Annotated in this window: 15 protein-coding genes and 1 tRNA gene; 3 read left to right on the plus strand and 13 right to left on the minus strand. The window is 69.1% G+C overall.

Features of this window, described 5'->3' with window-relative positions; all coding sequences use genetic code 11:
* Window positions 1-152 precede the first annotated feature (152 nt).
* From lysA to ACIQWG_RS18845, 3 genes are all read right to left on the minus strand, one after another.
* Complete coding sequence (lysA, locus tag ACIQWG_RS18835; RefSeq protein WP_404096718.1) at window positions 153-1,544, minus strand: diaminopimelate decarboxylase; 1,392 nt, start codon at window positions 1,542-1,544, stop codon at window positions 153-155.
* Between the two features lie 25 nt (window positions 1,545-1,569).
* Entirely contained in the window at window positions 1,570-2,784 is a 1,215-nt protein-coding gene (nrtL, locus tag ACIQWG_RS18840; RefSeq protein WP_404096721.1) for an ArgS-related anticodon-binding protein NrtL, read from the minus strand.
* A 227-nt stretch (window positions 2,785-3,011) separates the two neighbouring features.
* Complete coding sequence (locus ACIQWG_RS18845; RefSeq protein ID WP_404097716.1) at window positions 3,012-3,587, minus strand: response regulator; 576 nt, start codon at window positions 3,585-3,587, stop codon at window positions 3,012-3,014.
* A 60-nt stretch (window positions 3,588-3,647) separates the two neighbouring features.
* Here ACIQWG_RS18845 and ACIQWG_RS18850 point away from each other — a divergent pair.
* A tRNA-Arg gene (locus ACIQWG_RS18850) sits at window positions 3,648-3,719 on the plus strand.
* Between the two features lie 491 nt (window positions 3,720-4,210).
* Here ACIQWG_RS18850 and ACIQWG_RS18855 read toward each other — a convergent pair.
* The 10 genes from ACIQWG_RS18855 to ACIQWG_RS18900 form a co-directional block, all read right to left on the minus strand.
* Entirely contained in the window at window positions 4,211-5,032 is an 822-nt protein-coding gene (locus ACIQWG_RS18855) for a hypothetical protein (RefSeq protein ID WP_404096724.1), read from the minus strand.
* A gap of 212 nt (window positions 5,033-5,244) precedes the next feature.
* On the minus strand, window positions 5,245-6,705 hold the full coding sequence (locus ACIQWG_RS18860; protein ID WP_404096727.1) for a tyrosine-type recombinase/integrase: 1,461 nt from the start codon (window positions 6,703-6,705) through the stop codon (window positions 5,245-5,247).
* Complete coding sequence (locus tag ACIQWG_RS18865; RefSeq protein WP_404096729.1) at window positions 6,702-6,896, minus strand: helix-turn-helix transcriptional regulator; 195 nt, start codon at window positions 6,894-6,896, stop codon at window positions 6,702-6,704. Before ACIQWG_RS18865 ends, ACIQWG_RS18860 begins: the two co-directional genes overlap by 4 nt.
* Window positions 6,893-8,053: an AAA family ATPase gene (locus ACIQWG_RS18870; protein ID WP_404096732.1), complete on the minus strand. Its 1,161-nt coding sequence runs from the start codon at window positions 8,051-8,053 to the stop codon at window positions 6,893-6,895. The genes ACIQWG_RS18865 and ACIQWG_RS18870 overlap by 4 nt, the downstream gene beginning before the upstream one ends.
* A gap of 116 nt (window positions 8,054-8,169) precedes the next feature.
* The gene (locus ACIQWG_RS18875) at window positions 8,170-9,396 is read right to left on the minus strand and encodes a DNA sulfur modification protein DndB (protein WP_404096734.1); all 1,227 of its coding nucleotides are present in this window, start codon (window positions 9,394-9,396) and stop codon (window positions 8,170-8,172) included.
* 821 nt (window positions 9,397-10,217) lie between these two features.
* The gene (locus tag ACIQWG_RS18880) at window positions 10,218-10,706 is read right to left on the minus strand and encodes a DUF6083 domain-containing protein (RefSeq protein ID WP_404096737.1); all 489 of its coding nucleotides are present in this window, start codon (window positions 10,704-10,706) and stop codon (window positions 10,218-10,220) included.
* Between the two features lie 665 nt (window positions 10,707-11,371).
* Window positions 11,372-12,997, minus strand: coding sequence for an alpha/beta hydrolase (locus tag ACIQWG_RS18885; protein ID WP_404096739.1), 1,626 nt, complete (start codon window positions 12,995-12,997; stop codon window positions 11,372-11,374).
* Between the two features lie 214 nt (window positions 12,998-13,211).
* Window positions 13,212-14,501, minus strand: coding sequence for a hypothetical protein (locus ACIQWG_RS18890; protein ID WP_404096742.1), 1,290 nt, complete (start codon window positions 14,499-14,501; stop codon window positions 13,212-13,214).
* A gap of 14 nt (window positions 14,502-14,515) precedes the next feature.
* A complete protein-coding gene (locus tag ACIQWG_RS18895) occupies window positions 14,516-17,887 on the minus strand; it encodes a PQQ-binding-like beta-propeller repeat protein (protein WP_404096745.1) in 3,372 nt (1,123 codons plus the stop codon).
* Between the two features lie 242 nt (window positions 17,888-18,129).
* A complete protein-coding gene (locus ACIQWG_RS18900; protein ID WP_404096747.1) occupies window positions 18,130-18,624 on the minus strand; it encodes an ATP-binding protein in 495 nt (164 codons plus the stop codon).
* Window positions 18,625-18,910: 286 nt separating this feature from the next.
* Here ACIQWG_RS18900 and ACIQWG_RS18905 point away from each other — a divergent pair, with 286 nt between their 5' ends.
* Both ACIQWG_RS18905 and ACIQWG_RS18910 read left to right on the plus strand, forming a co-directional pair.
* Window positions 18,911-19,120, plus strand: a complete 210-nt coding sequence (locus ACIQWG_RS18905) for a DUF397 domain-containing protein (protein WP_404097718.1) — start codon at window positions 18,911-18,913, stop codon at window positions 19,118-19,120.
* Window positions 19,121-19,272: 152 nt separating this feature from the next.
* Entirely contained in the window at window positions 19,273-20,196 is a 924-nt protein-coding gene (locus ACIQWG_RS18910) for a helix-turn-helix domain-containing protein (protein ID WP_404096750.1), read from the plus strand.
* The last annotated feature ends 125 nt before the right edge of the window (window positions 20,197-20,321 follow it).

The following is a 20,321-nucleotide window of genomic DNA, read 5'->3' on the forward strand; positions in this document are numbered from 1 at the left end:
TCGTTTCCTCTTACCGTCTACGGTTGCACCAGTCTCACTCACCGGACGGGAGTTTCTGCCCTTCGTCCGGATCGTGAGACATCTATTTCATTTCTGCGGGGGCGGCAGACAGGAGATCTTCCGCCCCCGGGTCCTTCTGTATCCGTCCGGGATCAGCCGACGTCGAGACGCAGGAGGTCCTCCTCCGTCTCCCGGCGGACGATCACCCGGCTCTCGCCCTCGTGCACGGCGACGACGGGCGGCCGCAGCACATGGTTGTAGTTGCTGGCCATGGACCGACAGTAGGCACCCGTCGCCGGTACGGCGATCAGGTCACCCGGTGCCAGATCGGCGGGCAGGAACGCGTCCTTCACGACGATGTCGCCGCTCTCGCAGTGCTTGCCGACGATCCGGGTGAGCATGGGCGCGGCGTCGCTCGTCCGGGACACGAGGGCGACGCTGTACTCCGCGTCGTACAACGCCGTACGGATGTTGTCGGACATGCCGCCGTCGACGGACACGTAGGTACGCAGGTTGTCGAGGGGCTTGATGGTGCCGACCTCGTACAGCGTGAAGGCGGTCGGCCCGACGATCGCGCGCCCCGGCTCGACCGAGATGCGGGGCGTGCGCAGCTTGGCGGCCTCGCACTCACGGGTGACGATCTCGGTCAGCGCCTTGGCGATCTCGTGCGGCTCACGGGGGTCGTCGTCACTCGTATAGGCGATCCCGAGCCCGCCCCCGAGGTCGATCTCGGGCAGCTCGACGCCGTGCTCGTCACGGACGTCCTTGAGCAGCCCGACGACCCGGTGCGCGGCGACCTCGAAGCCCGACATGTCGAAGATCTGCGAGCCGATGTGGGAGTGGATCCCGATGAGTTCGAGCCCGTCGAGCCGAAGCGCCCGCCGCACGGCCTCGGCGGCCTGTCCCCCGGCGAGCGGAATCCCGAACTTCTGGTCCTCGTGGGCGGTGGCGATGAACTCGTGTGTGTGCGCTTCCACGCCGACGGTGATCCGGATCTGAACCCGCTGCCGGGTGCCGAGTTCCTGGGCGATGTGGGCGACGCGGACGATCTCCTGGAAGGAGTCGAGCACGATACGTCCGACACCGGCGCCGATGGCCCTGCGGATCTCCTCGACGGACTTGTTGTTGCCGTGGAAGGCGATGCGGTCGGCAGGCATCCCGGCGGAGAGCGCGGTGGCGAGTTCGCCGCCGGAGCAGACGTCGAGGTTGAGCCCCTCCTCGTCCAGCCACCGCACGATGGCGCGGGAAAGGAACGCCTTGCCGGCATAGAAGACGTCGGCGTCGTTCCCGAACGCGGTGCGCCAGGCCCGCGCCCGGGCCCTGAAGTCGGCCTCGTCGACGATGTAGGCGGGTGTGCCGTGCTGTTCGGCGAGGGTCTTCACGTCGACACCGCCGACGGTGGCCACACCGTCGCCGTTGCGCACGACGGTCTCGGCCCACACCTTCGGGTCGAGGACGTTGAGATCGGCCGGCGGGGCGGAGTAGTGACCCTCGGGAAAGACATCGGCGTGACGGGGCCCGGCGGGATGTGCGGAACGGCTCATGACTGTCGTGGCTCTCTCGTGACTCTCAGAGGTGATCGGGTGCGTCGATGCCGAGCAGGGACAGGCCACCGGCCAGCACCGTCCCGGCGGCTTCGGCAAGGGCGAGCCGGGCACGGTGGGCGGCCGAGGGTTTCTCCGCACCCCGCGGAAGGACAGCGGGCAGGAGGGGCAGAACGGCATCGGCGACGCTGACGAGGTGCCGGGCAAGACGATCGGGCGCGCGGTGCGCTGCCGCTTGGGTCAGGGTGCGGGGGTGGTCGGCGAGGAGGGGGATCAGGGGGTGGTGGGGGGTGGCGTGCTGGGGGCGGCGGGCGTGGGGGTGGGGGTGGTGTCGTACGTCCCGGGGGGCGAGGTCGATGTTGAGGTCGAGGTTGAGGCGTACGTCGCCGGGCTCGGCGTCGAATCCCAGGTCGGCGGCGTTACGGCTGAGGGCCCGGGTGCGGGCGTGGGCGTAACGGACACGGAAGAGAGGGTTGCTCTCACGCTGGACGAGGTGCTCGTCGTCGATACGGGGCCGGTCGTGACCGGCGGGGTGCAGCAGGGCCCAGCGGGCGGCGTCGCGACCGAGAGGGAGGGGGTCCGCGGGCGCCGGCACGGGACGTACGGAGTAGTGAGGCGAGGAGGCCGAACCCGGCGGCTGAGGTGCCGCGCCCTCCCCCTGCTCGGGGCGCCCATCGAGACGTACGCCGAGGACGGCGCCCCACTGCGGAGCGATCTCACCGTCGCACCAGGCACGGACGGCGGCGCCTTGGGACCGCAGGATCCGCGCGACGACGTCCGTCACGACGACGGCGCGTACCTCAGGGGGGCAGGAGAGAGAGACGAGGTCGGTGCGAGGTTCATGCCCGTACTCGTCGGGGCCACCCTTGGCGTTGGGGCCACCCTGGGCGTCGGCGTCCCGGTGTCCGTACTCGGTGCCGGCTCGCAGGATGTCCGCTACGACTTCGGCGGGAGCGGCACTGCCAAGGCTGATGTTGAGAAACCCGGGCCCGGTGACGACGACATCGGTGACGCCGTCCACGTCCGCGAGGTGCGGCCGCAGGATCTCGGCGACCCGGAGGGGCGGCTGCCCGGCCGGTCGGGCGAGCTGAAGGGCGACGTTGGTGGCGTAGTCACCACACCCCCCCGGCCCCGGAACGGTCACCACGACCCTCTCCGGCACGGAGACCCGGAGCTCCCCCTCATCGACAGCACGACGCACCGCGCGCAGCACGGTACGGGAGAGCTCGACGGGGGTCACGGGACAAGCGTATGGGAGGAAGGGGGTGGGTATGCGAGTGGGTTTGGGTGGGGTCCCGGGATGTGGACGGGGGGGGCGGGGGTGTGGCTCGGGGGGGGGCCGACTGTCGGAACTGCCGAGCCGAACGTAGGCGACGAAGTGGACACCGTGGCTGGCCGCACTGCTACCCACGTGCCACACCGTTCAGCTGCCTGCGGCGACGACTCCCGCCGTCGCCGACTCGACCGTCACCCCCCGGCCCTCCCGGCGGCCTCTCCGGCGCGGGGAACGCCCCCGACGACGGCCTCGTCCGTCCCCTCGCTCTCCCCGTGGTGCGCTCCTTCGATCAACCGCCGCACGAGACTGATGAGTTCGGCGGGCTCGAAGGGCTTGGCGAGGAAGGCGTCGACACCGACATCGAGGCCGGCATCGACCTCGTACTGGGTGCAGGCGCTGACGATGGCGAGGGGAAGATCACGGGTTCGGGGATCGGCGCGCAGGTGAGCGGCGGTACGCAGCCCGTCCAGCCTCGGCATGACCACATCGAGGGTGATCACATCGGGCCGCACCTGATGGACCACATCCAGACACTCGGCACCATCGGCCGCGGTCACCACCTCGAGCCCCTCCAGCTCGAGATTGACCCTGATCAGCTGCCGGATGACCTTGTTGTCGTCCACAACGAGGACCCGGCCCGAAGCGCCTGGCACAACTCGAGAGTAGGTCCGGACCGGCCACCGCGTCCGGGTTTTCCCGACTTCCACCCCCTGCGAGCGACCCACCCCAGGTCGCACCGGGTGCCACCACCCCATAAACCCGTTCATGAACACCCCACCGAAGCTGGTAGGGTTCTACCCGTCGCCGCCAAGCAAGGCGCCCGACACGCCCCCGTAGCTCAGGGGATAGAGCAACGGCCTCCGGAGCCGTGTGCGCAGGTTCGAATCCTGCCGGGGGCACTCGCCGGTCAGCCAGCAAGAATCATGCGCTGACCAGAGCGGATGCCGACATGAAAGAGCGGGAGACAGTCTCACTGTCTCCCGCTCTTTCTCGTTACCTTTCGCTGTTCGCGCACTATCTGCGATACACGCGACACACCCACGCGCTCCTCACCCATACGGCACCCCGACGACGTCCTGTGGCGGAAGGATGTGGACATGCCCAAACCGGAGAGCTTCACAGCGTGGTTGAAGAACCAATCCGAGGGCTACCGACAGAATGGTGTGACCTGCAGTTTTGAAGCCCTTCGTGTGTGGTCTCGTGCCGCCGTGGGGAGAATCCAGGGATCTTCAACGCTGCCGCGTGGTCGCTGATTCAGGTGGATCGCGGCGGATCCCAGATTAGGAGTCGGTGCGGAGCGCAGCCTTCTGGCGTGGCGTTCCAGCCGCCCTGGGTGGACGCCTGGAACGCATGAAGATCACAATCTACAGATGGAGCATTGAGGCAGCGATCACTCCATTGCGGCGCGGGCCACAACCATGAACTCTTGGTGCCGCGCCGGCAACGTGTCTGCCTTCTCCTTCAAATCCGGTCCGTCAGTGACGAAATAGAGGACTTCGCCGTAGTGCTCCCGGATCACGTCCGGTTCGTACGAAGCGCGAAATCTTTGCAGAGCCTCGTGGAAGGGTCCCTCGTCTCGGTGGCGATCCTCGCAACTAGCGGCGTCAGATGCTGCACTCAGCTCTTGAAGTGCGTCCAAAATGCGACGTGCATGCGTGTCATTCTCCTCTTGAGTCGTGACCGCGCCAGCTGTGCGATTGGCCTCACGCTCGCGCCGATGCCTTTCGATCAGGCTCATCCAGGCTCCCGCGTAGGCAGCTTGACTCAAGACAAATTGGGTACGCGCCCCCACTGCATCAGACAGCGCATTTGCTGCGACGGCGGCCGAGTCGGGTCCTTCAAGGAGAACGACGAAGAACGCATTTTGAAGCGCCGTGACGGCTCTTTCCATGTCCGCTGTGGAGTCCGGATTTTCGTTGTGGTAGTCGTCCTCGACGGCGTTCGCGAGCCTGGTCACTTGGTGGACCGCCAAGAGAAAGGCGGTATAGGCCTCTCTCCGTACCTCGCGTCGCCATTGCGCATGGGCATCTGTCCCCTGTCGCTGCGCCGCGTCGACAGCGGCTCGATAGGCCGCCTCTGCAGCTTGAACGGCGGCGCGCACCTGCCACCGACCAACGAGCACTGTGATTGGGACAGTCGCGGCGGCAACTGCTGCGGCCGCGATGGCACCGAGCCCCTGCAAGTCCATAAGCGGGATCTTGGCGTAGGACACCGTGTCGACGGAACCGCTCTGGCGGAAAAGGCCACTGTGGTGCAGAACGGCCGCGACGCCTGGGTTCGATACGAGGTGTACCAAGCAGCACTAGGCGATGCCTGAGCCAGTAGCGCGGGCCAACAGGGGGTTTGGCCACTCGCTGCGTCTCTGATGTTAGAGGGCGGTCTGAGTCTCCCCGGACCGCCCTCGCAGCGCGATGACACGGACCGCTATACAGCGTCTCCGTCCTCCTCCAGCGCCTTTGTGATCTTCGCGTTGGCGGCTTCCTCGTGACCGTCGATGCAGCCGTGATAGCGCCGGTGGATCACCTCGGGAGAGTTGCCGACCCGCCGGGCAACCTCAGCGATCGGTACCCCAGCGTTCAGCCACCGCGTGATGCAGGCGTGCCGTAGGTCGTACGGGCGTCCGGCCAACGGTGAGGCGACCCGCTCAGGTGGGAGCGCGTACTCCCGCGCTTCCTCCCACACCCGCCAGTAGGTGGATGAGCCGACCACGCCCCCACGCTCGTTGCCGAACACGCGCCCTTCCTTGGCCGTGCCGAACGCGTCCAGGTGAGCCCTGAGGATCGCCACGAGGACAGGCGGGATAGGCACCGGTCGGTCGCTCTTGGCCTCCCGCGCCTTGAGCCCGCGCCGGTCGTGACGCTCCCCGGAATCGGTCCATTGCTTCCCGGAGACGGGACGCGTCTCTCGTAGCGTCAGCGTGCCCCATCCTGCGTCCGGGAGATGGCAGTCAGACCGCCTCAGCCCGACCGCCTCAGCCGGACGCAGGCCCGCGTAGTACAGGACCGCGTAGAAGGCCACCAGGCGCCTGCCACGGCGCCTACCCCACGATCCGACGTAGGAGACTGCCGCGAGCAACTGACAGGCCTGTAGGGCGTTCACGAGGACTCGTCGGTCCACGACGTCATTGGAACCGACGTGCTTCCGGCGGGCGCACTGAAGCGGGTTCCCCGAGAGGTCCCCCGCGACCACCGCGTGTTCGAGAGCGGTATTCAGGGCCCGGCGGCGGCGCCTGTACGTGTCGCCCGCCGCCGGGGTGCCGTCCAGCTTGTACCCGAGGCGATAGAGCACGTCCTCGAACACCGCAGCGTCTGCCACATCCGCCACCGGACGATCCGTCGTCGTGAGCCAGTCATACGCGGCTTTGAGGTCGGCCGGCGGGTCCTCCCCCGCATTCGCGGGCACGATCCCCCACCGGAAGGCCAACCGCAAATGCTCATCCGAGGGAACGCCATCCCCGCGCTTGACCATGGCGAGCGTCACGGCTGCAAGACCGTCCGCCATACCCTCTTGGGTCTTGGCTGCGCTCGTCCGCCACCGCCCGGCCACGTACTTCCGGCAGAACTCGAACCACCGCAACGGCACTTCTTCTTCTGAGTCTTTGGCCGCTTCCGCTGCCGCGCGGACTTCGGACTCAGGCTGGCCGCTTGCAATCTCGAAAGCCTCGCCCCGGCGCATTGCCTGCCGCAATTCGGAGCTACGGTTTTCGGCGAGTGCCGACGTAGCGAACGTCGCGCTCCTCACCTTCCCTCCTACGACCCATCGCAGTTGGTATGGACGCGCTTTCCGATTGACCTTCGTGACCTTCCACAGCCGGATATCGAGGGAGTACCCCGGCTTCGCCTCCCCGTGCGGCCGGAGAACAGGAGTGTTGTCATCCGTGCTCACGCAGCGTCCTCCCGCTCTGTAAGCCAACGTTCGTACTCCGACCGCCGGATACGTACGTCGCCGTTGGGGAGTTTGATTGCGCGAGGTCCTTTGCCGAGTTGACGCCACCGGTAGAAGGTCGACGGAGCGACCTTCAGATCGGCAATAACCTCTTGGACGGTCATCTTTTCGTCCTGCGTACGGGCGCTCATTCCCTCTCCCCCTCGGCTTCGTCCGCACCGGACAGGCCGGACAGCTCCAATTCCGACTGTCCGGGGCGTTCACGCTGGTCAGATGGGGTGACCGGACAGCCGGACAGTGCGGACACCTCTTGCGCGCCCTCTGTCCGAGTGTCGGTGTCCGGGTAGTACCGGCCGCTGGGGTCCTTGGTGAGCTGTCCGGCGTCGGCCATGCGGTTGCAGGTGCGTCGGATCGTGTCCAGGTCGACGTTAGGCAACTCGCCCGCCATGTCTTTCGGCTTGGCGCCGGGGTGAGCGCGAACGTAGCGCAGGATCGTGGCGCGGGTGTCGCCGACGGTGTGGTCAGACACCGGGCCGTCCAACAAGTGCCAAGCACCGGAGGCGGGTTGGAAGCTGAGGGCGTACTCGGCTTCGTCCACGTCGCGGCCGGTGACGTGCAAAATGCCGTCTGCCTGTCCACGCGCCCGCTTCAGTACGAGGGTGGCGTCAGCGGCTCCGGCGATGCCGTTGGTGCCGGAAACCTCGGTGAGGAAGTCCTCGGAGCTTGCCTTACGAACGTGGTGGACCAGGACGACAGCCACACCGTAGTGGTCGGCGAGCCGCTTGGCGTAGCCGACGGCGACATAGTCCGCGTCATACGCGGACACGCCGGCCGGGGACTGGCCGCGCATCTTGGCGAACACGTCGATGACGACCATTCGCGCGTCGGGGTTGCGCTCCAACCACTGAGCAATGGCCTCCGTGCCGCCCTGAGGGAAGGGCGGGCATTCGGTGACCAGGGTCAGACCGGCGGGGGCTGGCTGGCCTCCGAGTAGCTTGCCCATGCGGGTCTGGAGACGGCGCGGGGTGTCTTCCAGGGCGAGATAGAGCACCGGCCCGCCCTGAACGGGCACGGAGTCGAACGCCTTGCCTCCGGCCGCGACCGACAGGCCCAGTCCGAGGGAGAGCCAGGACTTGCCGACCTTGGGCGGTCCGGCGAGCACGTTGACGCCCTCGGCGAGGATGCCGGGCACGGCCCATTTCGGCTCCGGGAAGTGCGCGGCCATGAGCTGATCGGCCGTCCATGCGGTCCGTGGGCGTTCCCGTTTCGGCGGCGCCGTGGGGGCCGCCTCGGGATCGCTGGGCACGGAGTACAGGTGCAGGGGCGGGAGGGGAACACCGAGGAACACCGCGTGATCAAGGTGTCAGTACAAGAGGGTCCAAGAGGAAACGCGGCCACGAGCTGCAGGCCCAAGACAAAATCGGCTCCTGCCCAAACTCGCTGGTCAGGAGCCGATACCTACAGCTAGAACCGTCCGCGGATCTGCTTACCCGTCTCGCTCTCCGGGTAGTTCAGCGCGTCGTAGACCTTGTGCCCGGAGTCACGGGCACCGCCCGCCCAGGAGACGGCCCCCCGGTCGGTCACCTTGGCCGCGATGCCACTCCAGTACTTCGCCTCACGCTCCCACTGGATACCTTCCAGCATTCGCTCCAGGGTGATGCCCTCGGGCATGGGGTCGGCGCTCCAAGACATGGTGCGGTTCATGGTCGCGCCGAGGCCGGCCACGACGGCGGGGGCGGTGACGGCAGTCTTGGCGTGGAAGAGCGCGGCGTTCTCCTGGAGAAACGCGCCCACCGTCTCCATGACCTCACGCTGAACGATCGCCTTGTCCGGTCGGTCGCCGCTCTCGTTGGCGGGGATGTCCTCATGCTCGATGCCGGTCGACGCGGCGTGGATACCGGCCTTGCCGAGCATGGCCGTGGCGATGAGGGTCCGCAGGACCGACATCGTCATCCACTCCGGGGCCTTGTCCGACACCTGGCGCTTGCCGGTGAGGATCAGGCTGGACAGCGGAACCGTGGTCTCCCCGGCCGGCACGTTCAGCGACTCCATCAGCTTGCGCGTCACGGTGGTGCCGAAGTCGCGGCCGTCCATGGACATGGCCAGGGACTTGTCGACCGGAACGCCCTTCAGGTTACGGTCGTGGAAGATCTGGCGGGCCGCCATCACGCTGATGCCGTGGAAAATCTCGAACGACAGCGGGATCGCGCCGAAGTCGCAGTCCTCCAGGCCGTACGCGCCCGGGTGCTTCTTGATCCGGTGCCAGGCGGTGACCTGGGTCTCGCTGTCGAGAGCGTAGAGGCCGTCCTTGATCGGCAGGGCCGACGAGCCGTCCTCAGAGATGATCAGCGGGCGCGGCGACCACAGGGTGATCTGCGGCAGCGACCAAGCGTCGTCGTAGTCCCCTCGCAGGCCGGCCGCAATGTAGTCGGCGTACTCGCCGACGTTCTTGGCCTTCTTGCTGCCCGCAGTACCCAAGAGCCGCTGGATCTCGGCGCGCGTGCGGGCATACTCGCTGATCGGCTGACCGGCCTTCTGTGCGCGCTTGGTGGCGTCCTCGACCTCCTGGGGATCGTTGACGATCGCCAGGAGGTTTTCACAGTCAATGACGCCGTTCGCCATGACCCCCTTGCGGATCTCTCGAAGGTCGACGGGCAGGCCGGTGGTCACCGGCTTCAAAGACGTCGGCATGCTCAAACTCCCCACCCCACGGGCGCCACTTTGACGCACCGTCACGTGCGATGACGCTAGCGGACCTACCGTCAGGACGTCAACTGAGGTGACCAAGAACGCCCCGTCGCTGTACCGCAGTTAGGGATTTCGGACTGCGGTGGAGCAATCGACTCTGCAGATGCGACCGCGGCGGGCAATTCTTGGTCACTTACGCCATCCGCGGACAGGGTGGCTGCTCCAGCCGGAGCGTATTCTGATCAGCTCAGGTGATGACGGTCACGCTCGCGTATCTGACTCCACCGCAACCGCTCCGGACGACGTCTGACCACCCGGGACTGTTCCGGTCGATTCGCCTAGTTCAGACCAAGGGGAGATGGAGCGTACGAAGATGCGGATCGCACCGTCCCGCCGCGAGTTGCCCGGCTGACGACCGCCGGAACGGACGCAGGGGACAGCACAGGATCGATTGCAGGGGCGCAGGTCAGAGGGCGCGAGCTTGAGTAGTTTGCCAAGGACTATGGGTCTGCCACGGCGCTCCCGCAGTGGCAGGGGCACGGGGACCTTCACGCGCAGTGATGTACGCGGTCAGCGTGGACTATCCGTGGACGAGCCTCGGTCCATCGTGGGTTTACGAGGGTCTGACCGGTGCTTTTCTCCAGGACTCAAGGGCCCTCCGGAGCCGTGTGCGCAGGTTCGAATCCTGCCGGGGGCACCCTGTATGAGGTGCCCAAAGACCCCGTCACCAGCGGAAACGCTGAGGTCGGGGTCTTCGTGCGTGTGCAGCGTATGTAGCGCTGAGCCACCCTCCGCGGCAGCCGACGCCGCGGCCCCAGTGGTCATCACCCCGCGTCGGGCCACAGCTGCGGGGGACTCGGTGGCTCCGGGGCTTGCTCGCGCTCTGCTCGTCGCTCGTTCTCGGCGCGCAGGGTTGTCAACCACGGCCAGAGGTCGGGCAGCTGTTGTGCCGAGCACGCAAGGCGGTGCTCGATGCGGCACCGCTGGAAGGGGTCCGGCGGGCACACGCCGTACACGGTCACCCGTCCGTCGGACAGCACGATCCAGCGATGCTCCGCCGGGACCGTATGAGCCAACGGGGCCATGTCGGGTTCAAGCAGTACCCAGTCACGCTCCAGCGTCAGGACGCGATCCCCCGGCAGTCCGCAGTACGGACAGCGCGACTGGCCGCCTCCCAGTTTGCTCGGCCTCTCTCGTAAAACCCCCATACCGCGAGAGTCGATAGCACAGAGTGCGATGCAAAGGGGTGAATCGGACGATACGTGTGATGCGCGCCGGCATGGTTGGAACCGCATGCAACGCGGAAGGTGCATGCCGCAACTAGGGGCCTACGACGCGCGGCTGAGAACGGCACGAAGCCCCCAGCGGTTTCAGACTGAAGGGCTCGTGATCGAGGCTCGTAATTACTCGTCTCGCGAAAGAGCTCCAGGCTACGGAGCTGTTCACGAGATGGGCCGGGTGAGTGGCCCCCAACCCGGCAGGCCCTGCTGCTCGTACTTGCGCACCCACGCGTACACCGACTGACTTGACACCCCACACCGGGGCGCGACTTGATCGACCACGAGCCATGCGACGACCCCCTTCAACGCGTCTCCACCACGGCTCCTCATGGAGCGCCTTGCCTCGACGCGGGCTGTCGCGGTTGTGGCGGGGTCGGACGCCCAACCGCAGTAGGTAGCCTCCAGCCAGTTGACTGAGAGCGGTGGTGTCGGCGTTCGCCGACGAAGCCGCTGCCGGATCCGCCAAAGTGCCGGTGTGCACCAGCGTCGTCACCGCGGCTTCGACCGCCCTCCCGGCGAGGACACGTCTGTGATGTGCCATGCGCACGGAACCCCCTTGATCACGGCCGACTGGTCGGGTCAGCCCGCAGACCAAGAGGGACCATCCATCCGCCCATCGGGGACGGGGTGGGTCGGAAGCGGCGCGAAGGGCCTCCGACCGGTCGTCGTCCGAGGCCCTTCCGCTGTGGTCGTGGTGGTCAGGAGGTCGTCGTCGCCATGCCGCCGCCCCCGGTGGCCATGCCACCGTTCGGCTCAGGGGCCCTGAACGGTGGGGTGTCCTGCCGGCATGTCGTGCCGGGGGGCGGGAGGGTGCCGTCGATCAGGTAGCGGCTTTCGTGGGCGCGGACGCAGCTGCTGGGGTTGAGCAGGGCTGTGTGGCCGTAGCCGTCGTTGGTGAGGAGGCGGGCGTTGGACAGTTCCGCCGCCATGGCCTGCGCGGCCGCATACGGGGTGGAGGGGTCGTAGGTCGTGCCGACGACCAGGATCGGGTGGGCCGTCGGCTTGTTCCAGGGGCCCCGGTAGCTGTTGGCGGCTCGGGCCGGCCAGGTGGCGCAGACTTCGGAGGCCCAGGTCCAGTGGCGGCCGGCGATGCCCGTGCGGGCCGCGCTGGCTTCCTCGAAGGAGTGATAGGCCTCGGGATCACGGGGATTGGGGCTGTCTCCGCAGAACACCGCGCTCGCCTGTTCGTCGCCGGCGTACGGATTCGGGTTCGGGACCGGGGGCGGAGGCGGGAACGAGGGGGCTGCCGGGACGCGGCCCCGCCAGAGATCCTGAAGTTGCTTCGCGAGGTCCGTCCAACCGGGGTGCACGATGTAGAGGCCGTTCACCACGGCGGAGGCCGTGGCGGCGTAGGTGTAGGAGCCTACGGGTTCCTCACGGAGGCGCTTCAGCAGTTGGTCGAACTTCGTTCGGGTCGCCTCCGGGCTGCCTGCGGAGAAGGCACAGTTGGCGGTCGTCGTCGCTCCGCACAGGTCGAGGAACTTGTTGATGGTGGCCGCCGCCGTGCGGTCCGAGCCCAGGCGCAGGAAGGCCGGGAGGCGGGCGTCCTGCGAACCGTGGTTCGTCCAAGCCTGCGGGTCCCAGTCGCTGTCGAGGACCAGGGCGCGGACCCTGTCCGGGTAGAGGTTGGCGTAGGTGGCGCCCAGGTACGTGCCGTAGGAGTTCCCGTAGTAGGTGAGCTGCCGATCGCCCACCGCGCGGCGGAGCTCGTCGAGGTCGCGGGCCGTGTCGGCGGTCGACACATGGCGCAGGAGCTCGGGATCGCGCTGTTCGCAGCGCCGGCCCAGTTCCCTGTACGCGGCGATGTAGGCCGCCCGTTCCTTCGCTCCGACCGGGAAGCCCGCCGGTTTGCTCGCGTTCCACTCGGCGGCTTCCTCGGGGCTCGCGAAGCAGTTCACCGCGGTGCTGTTGCCGATCCCCCGAGGGTCCCAGCTGACGATGTCGAACCGTTCGCGCACCTGGCTGGGAAACTGCTCGTAGGCCTGCGGCATCTGGACCGTGCCGGGTCCGCCGGGCCCCCCGGGGTTGAAGAACAGGCTGCCGATGCGTCGGCCGGGGTCGGTCGCCTTCCGCCTGACGACGGCCAGCTCGATGGTGCGGCCGTCCGGGTCGGCGTAGTCCAGGGGCACCTTCGCGGTCGCGCAGTCGAACGGGCTGCCCGGTACGCAGGGCTTCCAGTCGAGCTTCGGTGCCGGCACCGAAGGCGGGGTCCCACCCCCGGCCATGGCCACGTGCGGCCCGGTCACTACGGTCGAGCAGGCGACCAGCGCGGCCACCAGCGCCGCACACCCCCGTTTGCCCACGCTCGGTCCAGGTATGTGCATGCTTGTCCCTCCACAGCTCAGCGCCCGGCGGCGCCCGTACGCGCTGGAGCCGGCACGCATTCGTGTCCACCGCACCGTGAGCCGACGGCACCTGCCAGCCGACCGGGGCCGAATGGACGAACGGCCTAACGGCCGCACCGCCGAGTCGCCGTACGGTCGAATGGCCCAACCGCCACGCCATCGCAGGACGAGGACGCGTCTGACGGGGCCCACCTCAGGGACCCACGAGCCGACCCACCGCCAGTACCGAGCCCACCGTCCCCGCCGTGACCACCGCGGACGCCGCGAAGAGGGGGGTTCTCAGGGCCCAAGTGCGCAGTGCCCGCGAGTGGGAGAGGCGGTCCAGCAGCGCGTCCCGTCCGCGCAGCACGATCAGGCCCACGCCGGTCAGCGTCAGCGCCATGCCCAGGCCGAAGGCCGCGACCATCGCCAGGGCGACGGCCACCTTCCCGGCCAGCAGGCCGGTGAGCAGGACGAGGAAGGCGGACGGCGAGGGCAGCAGGCCGCCCGATGCCCCGAGCAGCGCAAGGCCTCGCCAGGTCAGGAGGGAGGACGGGGCCTCCGGGATGTGGTGATGGCTGTACCCATTCCCAACTCCATGCCCACATCCATGCCCATGCCCACGTCCATGCCCATGTCCGTGTCCTTCTCCGTGCCCGTGCCCGCTCTCGCGCCCCACCCCGTGCCCCACATGCCGACCCACCAACCTCACCCCCACCCCCAACACCACCAACGCCGCGACCAACTGAAGCCACCCCGTCAGCACGGCGACATCCGGCAAGCTGCTCGACGCCAGCCACCACCCCATCGCCAGGCCCGCGACCGAGAGCGTGTGCATGAGGGCGACGATTCCGCCCAGCCACATCGCGTCGCGTGGTCTGGCGCGGCCGGCCACCAGGTATCCGGCCGCCACCGTCTTGCCGTGGCCGGGTGCGCAGGCGTGGAGTGCGCCCACGGCCGCCGCCACCAGCAGGGCGACCGGAAGGGCCGCCTCGTGGTCCAGGAGGGACGTCAGGTCCGTGGTCCAGGACCACGTCCGCTTCTCGGGGCCGGACGCGGCGGCCGTGGGGGTGAAGGCCAGCGGACGCGTCGGTTCCTTCGCCGTGTGCAGGCCGCCGGCGCCCGTGTCCGTCACGGACAGCGTCCGGTACGCAGGGTCCACGTCCGTCAGCGCCGTGACGGTCAGTTCGATGCGGTCCACCTTCCGGGGGCAGGTGAAGCGGAGCCGGAATCCCGCCGCCCGGGCCACCCGGCACGGGCGGCCGTCCTGGCGCACGACGATGTGCTGCCGCAAGTAGGCCGCCTCGTCGCCGTCGGACTTCTGCCCGAGGACGGCGACGTCGTCCTCCTGGGCGGACCATGTCGTGTCCACCGCGGTGCCCGCCGCCGCGACCTTCACGACCGGCGGGGTTCCGAAGGGGTGTGCCTGTGCCGTCCCCGCGCTGCCGAGAAGCAGCGCGGGGACGGCGAGCAGGAGCAGCACCCGGGTGAGCAGTGCTCGCACGGTGTCGCTTCCCCTCAGTGGCGGCGGGCGGCGAACGCGTGGACCGTGCCGTCGTCCGTGAGGGCGAAGACCCAGTCACCGCTCACGGAGAGGGCCGAGGCCACTCCCGCGCCGAGGTTGTACGAGGTGACCTGCGTGCCGGTCGCCCGGTCGAGGACGAGCAGGCGGCCGTCCCAAGTTCCCACGTAGACATGGGAGTTCGTGACCAGCGGGTGCATGGTCGGTGAACCGGTGCCGGCCGAGCAGCCCATGGCGACCCGCCACTCGTCGTCCAGCGGGCTCTCCCCCGGGAGATAACCGGACTTCGACTCCCATACGGGCTTGGAGGGGTCCGCCGCGCTCGTGTCATAGGCGCGTACGACACCGTCCCGGCCTGCGACATACGCGGTGTCGCCCCACACGGCCGGGCTGGTGAGGGGTGCGCGGCCGGGCTCGCAGGTGCTGCCGCCGCCCAGCTTGGACTCCCAGGTGACCGCGCCGGTATTCGGGTCGTGGCCGCGGACGCCGTACGCCGTGAACGTCACCAGTTTCGCGCCGCCCGTGGCCGGGTCGGTCAGCACGGGTGACGAGTGGCTGTCGATGTCGCCCGCGGTGTCCTTGACCCACAGTTGCCTGCATGTCGCGAGGTCCATCGCGATGACCGTGTTGCTCGACATGGAGTGCAGGTACGCGGTGTCGGTGCCGGGCTCGCGGATCGCGGTGCTGTGGGCCTGGCCCCAGGAGAAGGCCGCTCCGAAGCCGCCGGGGAGCAGGCCGCCGGTCTCGGCGTCACGGCAGCGGACCGTGCCGGCGTCCTGGTAGACGGCGACCGTACGGTCGTCCCCGCCCGCCAGGTCGAAGACGCTCACGGGTCCGCCCGCGCGGCCGTAGCGGCGCACGGTGTCGCCGTGGGTCTCCTCGCGGTCGATCGACTGCCAGGTGATACGGCCGGTTCCGGCGTCCAGTGCGTAGATCCGGCCGACGCCCGTGGTCAGGTAGACCTTGCCGGCGTGCAGGGTCGGGGCCGATTCGGCGTCGCCGTCCAGGTACGTGCGCCAGAGCTCGCGGCCGGTGGCTATGTCGTAGGCGAGCATCATGCTGTACGGCGAGTCGAAGGCGCGGGAGGAGACGATGAGCCTGCCGTCCGCGACGACCGAGCCGTTGAGGTTGAACTGCTCGCCGGTGTGCCGGGCCCACTTGAGGTCGAGCCGCGCGCCGGGGGCGTCGCCGCTCGCGGAGCGGCCGGCCTCGTCGCCGCCCTGGCGGAGCCAGTCCTGGCCGGTCCTCGGCTTCGCGAGTTCCGCGTCCCGGACGATTGTGAAGGTGTTCCTGACGACGGGGAATCTCCGGCCCCGGGTGTCGTAGGCCACCGACTCGGCGGTGTACGTCCCCGGCCGCAGCCGGGTCAGCCGGTCGCTCGCCCGGGTCCACGCGCCGCGCGCGTCGGGGCAGGGCTCGGGGGTGCCGCCGGGCGGGGTGTAGCAGTTCTCGATGCCGGGGCGGGACGCGCCCCGTGCGAAGCGCAGGTCCTCGCGCTTCACCAGGTGCCCGCGGCGGTCGCGGACGGTCATTACCGCCCGGGCGGGGGTGCGGCCGTCGTCCTCCGCGTACACCTCGACGGGGACTCCCGCCTTCGCGCCGTGCACGCTGCCCTGCGCGGGGCTGACCAGCGCGGCGTCGTCGTCGATGTCGAACTGCCGGTGGATGCCGGTCACATGGCCGCTGTCCTCGTCGCGGTGGGCGCGCGGGTCGTCCGTGATGGCGCTGAAGTCGAGGACCTTGTAGTCGGGGTGGGCGCCGTCGATGCCGTAGGTGCCCTGGTTGTTGATCTCGACGGACCGCTTGAAGGCGCCGCGGCGGAACTCGGCCTGCTGGTTGTGGCCCGCGGCGACCATCCGTACGTCGTACTTCGCCAGTTCGTCGATCGTGGGCTGCATGCCGGCGCCCGGTCCCCACTGGGTGAACAGCGAGCGGTGCGCGAAGACGAACACCTGCTTGCCGACCGCGTGCCGGGCGAGGTCCTGGCGCAGCCACTCCAGCTGCGGCTTCAGTCCGCTCGCGTCGTAGTTGTCCTCCAGGACGACGATGTGGCGGCCGTTGCGGTCGAAGCTGTACCACTCGGGGCCGAGGTTGCGGCGGTAGTACTCCATGCTGCCGCCGTAGCCCTCGGAGGTGGCCGTGCCGCCGAAGTCGTGGTTGCCCATCACCGGATAGAAGGGGTGGCCGAGCCGGCCCTGCTTCAGGCCCTTGCTGAACAGGTCGTAGCCGCCCTGGCGACGGTCCTCGGCCGCGTAGTCGGTGACGGTGAGGTCACCGGTCGCAATCTGCATCGTGGCGCCGTCGACCTCGGACATCGCCTTGACCTGGCCGGTCCACTGGGGCAGGGCGCGGCGGGCCTCGTCGTCGGTGCGGTTGCCGACCTCGGTGTCGGAGTTCATGACCCACTTCTCAGTGGGGTTCGAGGCGTTGCGGTCCGGTACGAGCGCGAAGTCGACGCCGGTGCCGCCGGTCTCGGGGACCTTGTGGAAGTACTGCGGGATGTAGTCCTCGCGCAGTGCGGGCGTGTACCCGTCGGGCGAGACGACGCTGACGAGATCGGTCTCCCGGCGTTTCGGGTCGATCCGCAGGGTGTACGAGCCGTCCGCGCCGGTCGTGGTCCATTGGGCGCCGTCGGTGACGTCGACGCCGGGCATGGGCTTCTCGCCTCTGTCCCGGGTGCCGTTGCCGTTGCGGTCCTTGAAGACGGTGCCCTGGACGGTGGCTGTGTCGGTGGCGGCCGGATCGGCGCTGTCGTCGGCGAAGGCCGCCTGGGGCGCGAGGAAGGAGGCCGCCACCGCGCCGGCGGTCGCCAGTCGTATCCGGCGCCGGGTGCGCTGCGAGGCGCTCAGGAGGGCCGGCAGTCGGCGGACCGTGAGCAGCAGCGCGGCGCCGGCCGCGTTGAGGAGCGCGACCGTCGGCCAGGGGAAGGCGGGCGGTGTGTGGGCGCCCCGCACGTCCACCAGCGGGGCGGCGGCGGAGGCGTCGGCCACCGTGCCGTCGAACTCGACCACGACCTGGGTCAGTCCGGCCTTGTCGATCAGCGGGCGGAGATCGAGCGCGGTGACCTCGCAGCTCCACGCCAGTTCGATGACGACACCGCCGGGGACGCCGCCGTTGTCCCCGGCGACTCCGGAGCCGGTCGCGGGGCAGCCGGCACTCAGCAGGTGCGACGCCCAGGCGCCCGCCTCCTGTGGGGACGCCACGTCCTGGTGGACGATCAGCCGTCCGCTGGTGACGTCCTGACCGGTCCTGATGACGAGTTCGGCGTGCTCCCGCGACACATGCGCCGCGGCGGGCTGTGCACTCAGCCCCAGTGTGATGGCGAGCAGCGCAAGGCCGAGACCTGCCGCTCTTCTAAGGAAGCTCATAGGCAGGGAAGCTAGCTTGACTAGACAGGTTCCCGGTCGTGCGCGGGACTGTCTTCATCGAACGGCCCGTTGGAGTTCAGGTGCTCGCGAGCAGAGCGCCGCCGCGGGTTCCAGGGCGCGGGCGGCGTTGTCGTACAGGCGCGAGATGCGCGAGATCCGTGAAATGGGATGGATGGCCGCGATGGGGGCCGCCTACAGCGCACCCGATACGGCGGCCCGGCGGGGTGCCGGGCCGGCTGGGCTCAGGCCTGGCCGCCGGTCCGCAGCATCGCCCAGACCGTCTTGCCCATCGGGTGCCGTCGGGTCCAACCCCAGTGCTCGGACAGGGCGTCGATGATGCGCAGTCCGCGGCCGTGCTCGTCGAAGGGGTCGCTGGTGTGCGGGTACACGGGCGGGTGGTCGCTCGGGTCGGTGACCGCGCAGACCAGGTGGCCGGGGCGGCGGACGCTGAGCCTGAGCCAGATCTCGGCCTCGGCAGCGGCGGGCCGGGCCGGGGCGGGGGGTACGGCATGCAGTACGGCGTTGGCGAGCAGTTCGGTGACCACGGTGAGGGCGTCGGGGCCGCAGTGGTCCAGCTCCCAGGCGTCCAGGGTGCGACGGACGAAGTCGCGGGCCCGGCCGCAGCCCTGTTCGGCGCCTACGAGGCGCAGGGCGACGGAGCGGGCAGGCGTGCGCCCGGTCTCGGCCGGGGCCAGGTGACGCGAGCCCGGGGTGCCGCGGTGCGCTTCAGGCGTCACGGTCGAGCCCGCAAGTGACGCAGCGCCAGTGGGCAGTCGGAGCTCCTCGTACGCAGGTAAGGACACGACGTCTCCCTGATACACGGTCAGGACGCGGCGCCCGCGCTGCACTTGACGCCACGGGCTATTATCCACGCCGAAGGCCTCTCCGTGCAATTTCACGGGAAATTGCGCGAGTGGTGTCGAGGCAGCGCACGCTGTGCGGTCCGGGGTCCGGTGGGGCGACGGGGTGTACGCGTGGCGGAACGTGAGCAAGGAGAGTGCAGTGCCAACAGCGTCGAACGGCATGCGGGCCAGCTCGTTGGGTGTCCGCTGGATCAAGAGCCGGCACAGCAATGCCGAGGGCAACTGCGTCGAGGTGGCCGCCCTGAGCGATGGCAGCGTCGCGATGCGCAACTCCCGCCACCCCGACGGACCGGCCCTCGTCTACACCCCGGCCGAGATCTCGGCGTTCCTGGCGGGCGCGAAGGAAGGGGAGTTCGACCACCTCGTGTGAAACGGGTCGTGCGCCCCGGAAACTGTGGCCGACGAGGGTGAAACGCCGTGGCCAAGCGGAAGTTGAGCCTTTCACTTTCCGCGGCTGCGGCGGCCCGGGGCGGCGGGATGCGATAATGCGGTCTGTCGTATGCCGGTCTACGGGGAGTCAGGATGTCCGTCGAGTCACCTCGCATCTCCCGCCTCGAACCCTATCTGGACCGTACCGAGCCCGCGCCGACCCTGCTGAAGATGCTGGTCGGCGTCCAGTTGGCGGGTATCCGCGAGGACCTCGGTCTGTCCCAGGACCAGGCGGCGCGTGCCGTGGGATTCAGTCCCGCGAAGCTGTCACGCATCGAGGCGGGCAAGAGCCGCCGGCCGCCCACCGAGGCGGATGTGCGCACCCTGCTGGACCACTACCGCGCCGAGGAGTACGAGGCGTCGGTGCTGTTGCAGTTGCTGCGGCGGGCCGGTGAACCGGGCTGGTGGCAGCGCTATGACAAGCGGCTCATGCCGGAGTGGTTCGACCGGCTGGTCGGGCTCCAGGAGGCCGCGTCGGCCATCCGTACGTATGAACTCCAGCATGTGCCCGGTCTGTTGCAGACCGAGGACTACACCCGGGCCGTCGTCCAGCGCGGGCTGCCGAACGCGCCGGCGCGTGAGACTCAGCGGCGGGTGGAGCTGCGGATGCGGCGACGGGAGCTGCTGCACCGTCCGGACGCGCCTCAGCTGTGGGCGGTCATCGACGAGTCGGTGCTGCTGCGCGTGCTGGGCAGTCGCGAGGTGATGCGGGCCCAGCTGGAACACCTCGTGGAGATGGCCCAGCGGCCGCAGGTGACCGTACAGATCGTGCCGCTGGACGTGACCAACGCCTCGGCGCCCGCCATGCCGGTCACCTATCTCCGCTTCGGCGGCGTCGATCTGCCCGACATCGTCTATCTGGAGCACATCAAGAGCGCGGCCTTCTTGGAGGACCGCGACGAGACCGAGGAGTACCGCCTCGCCCTGGACCGGCTGGGCGACGAGGCCCTCAACCCACGCGAGTCGCTGGAGCGGATGCGCGCGACGATGGAGCGGTACGCCGACGGGTCTTCCTGAGCCGGTCGGAACCCCGGCTCATCGTGAGCCGCAGGGCCCCTGGCGCGCGGTGGGCCTGGAACGCGGGGGCCCGGGCAGCTCGCCGTCGGCGGCGTCGTGGACGGGCCCCCGCCGCCGTCCGAAGA

The sequence above is a fragment of the Streptomyces sp. NPDC098781 genome, assembly GCF_044759995.1.
Taxonomy (GTDB): Bacteria; Actinomycetota; Actinomycetes; order Streptomycetales; family Streptomycetaceae; genus Streptomyces.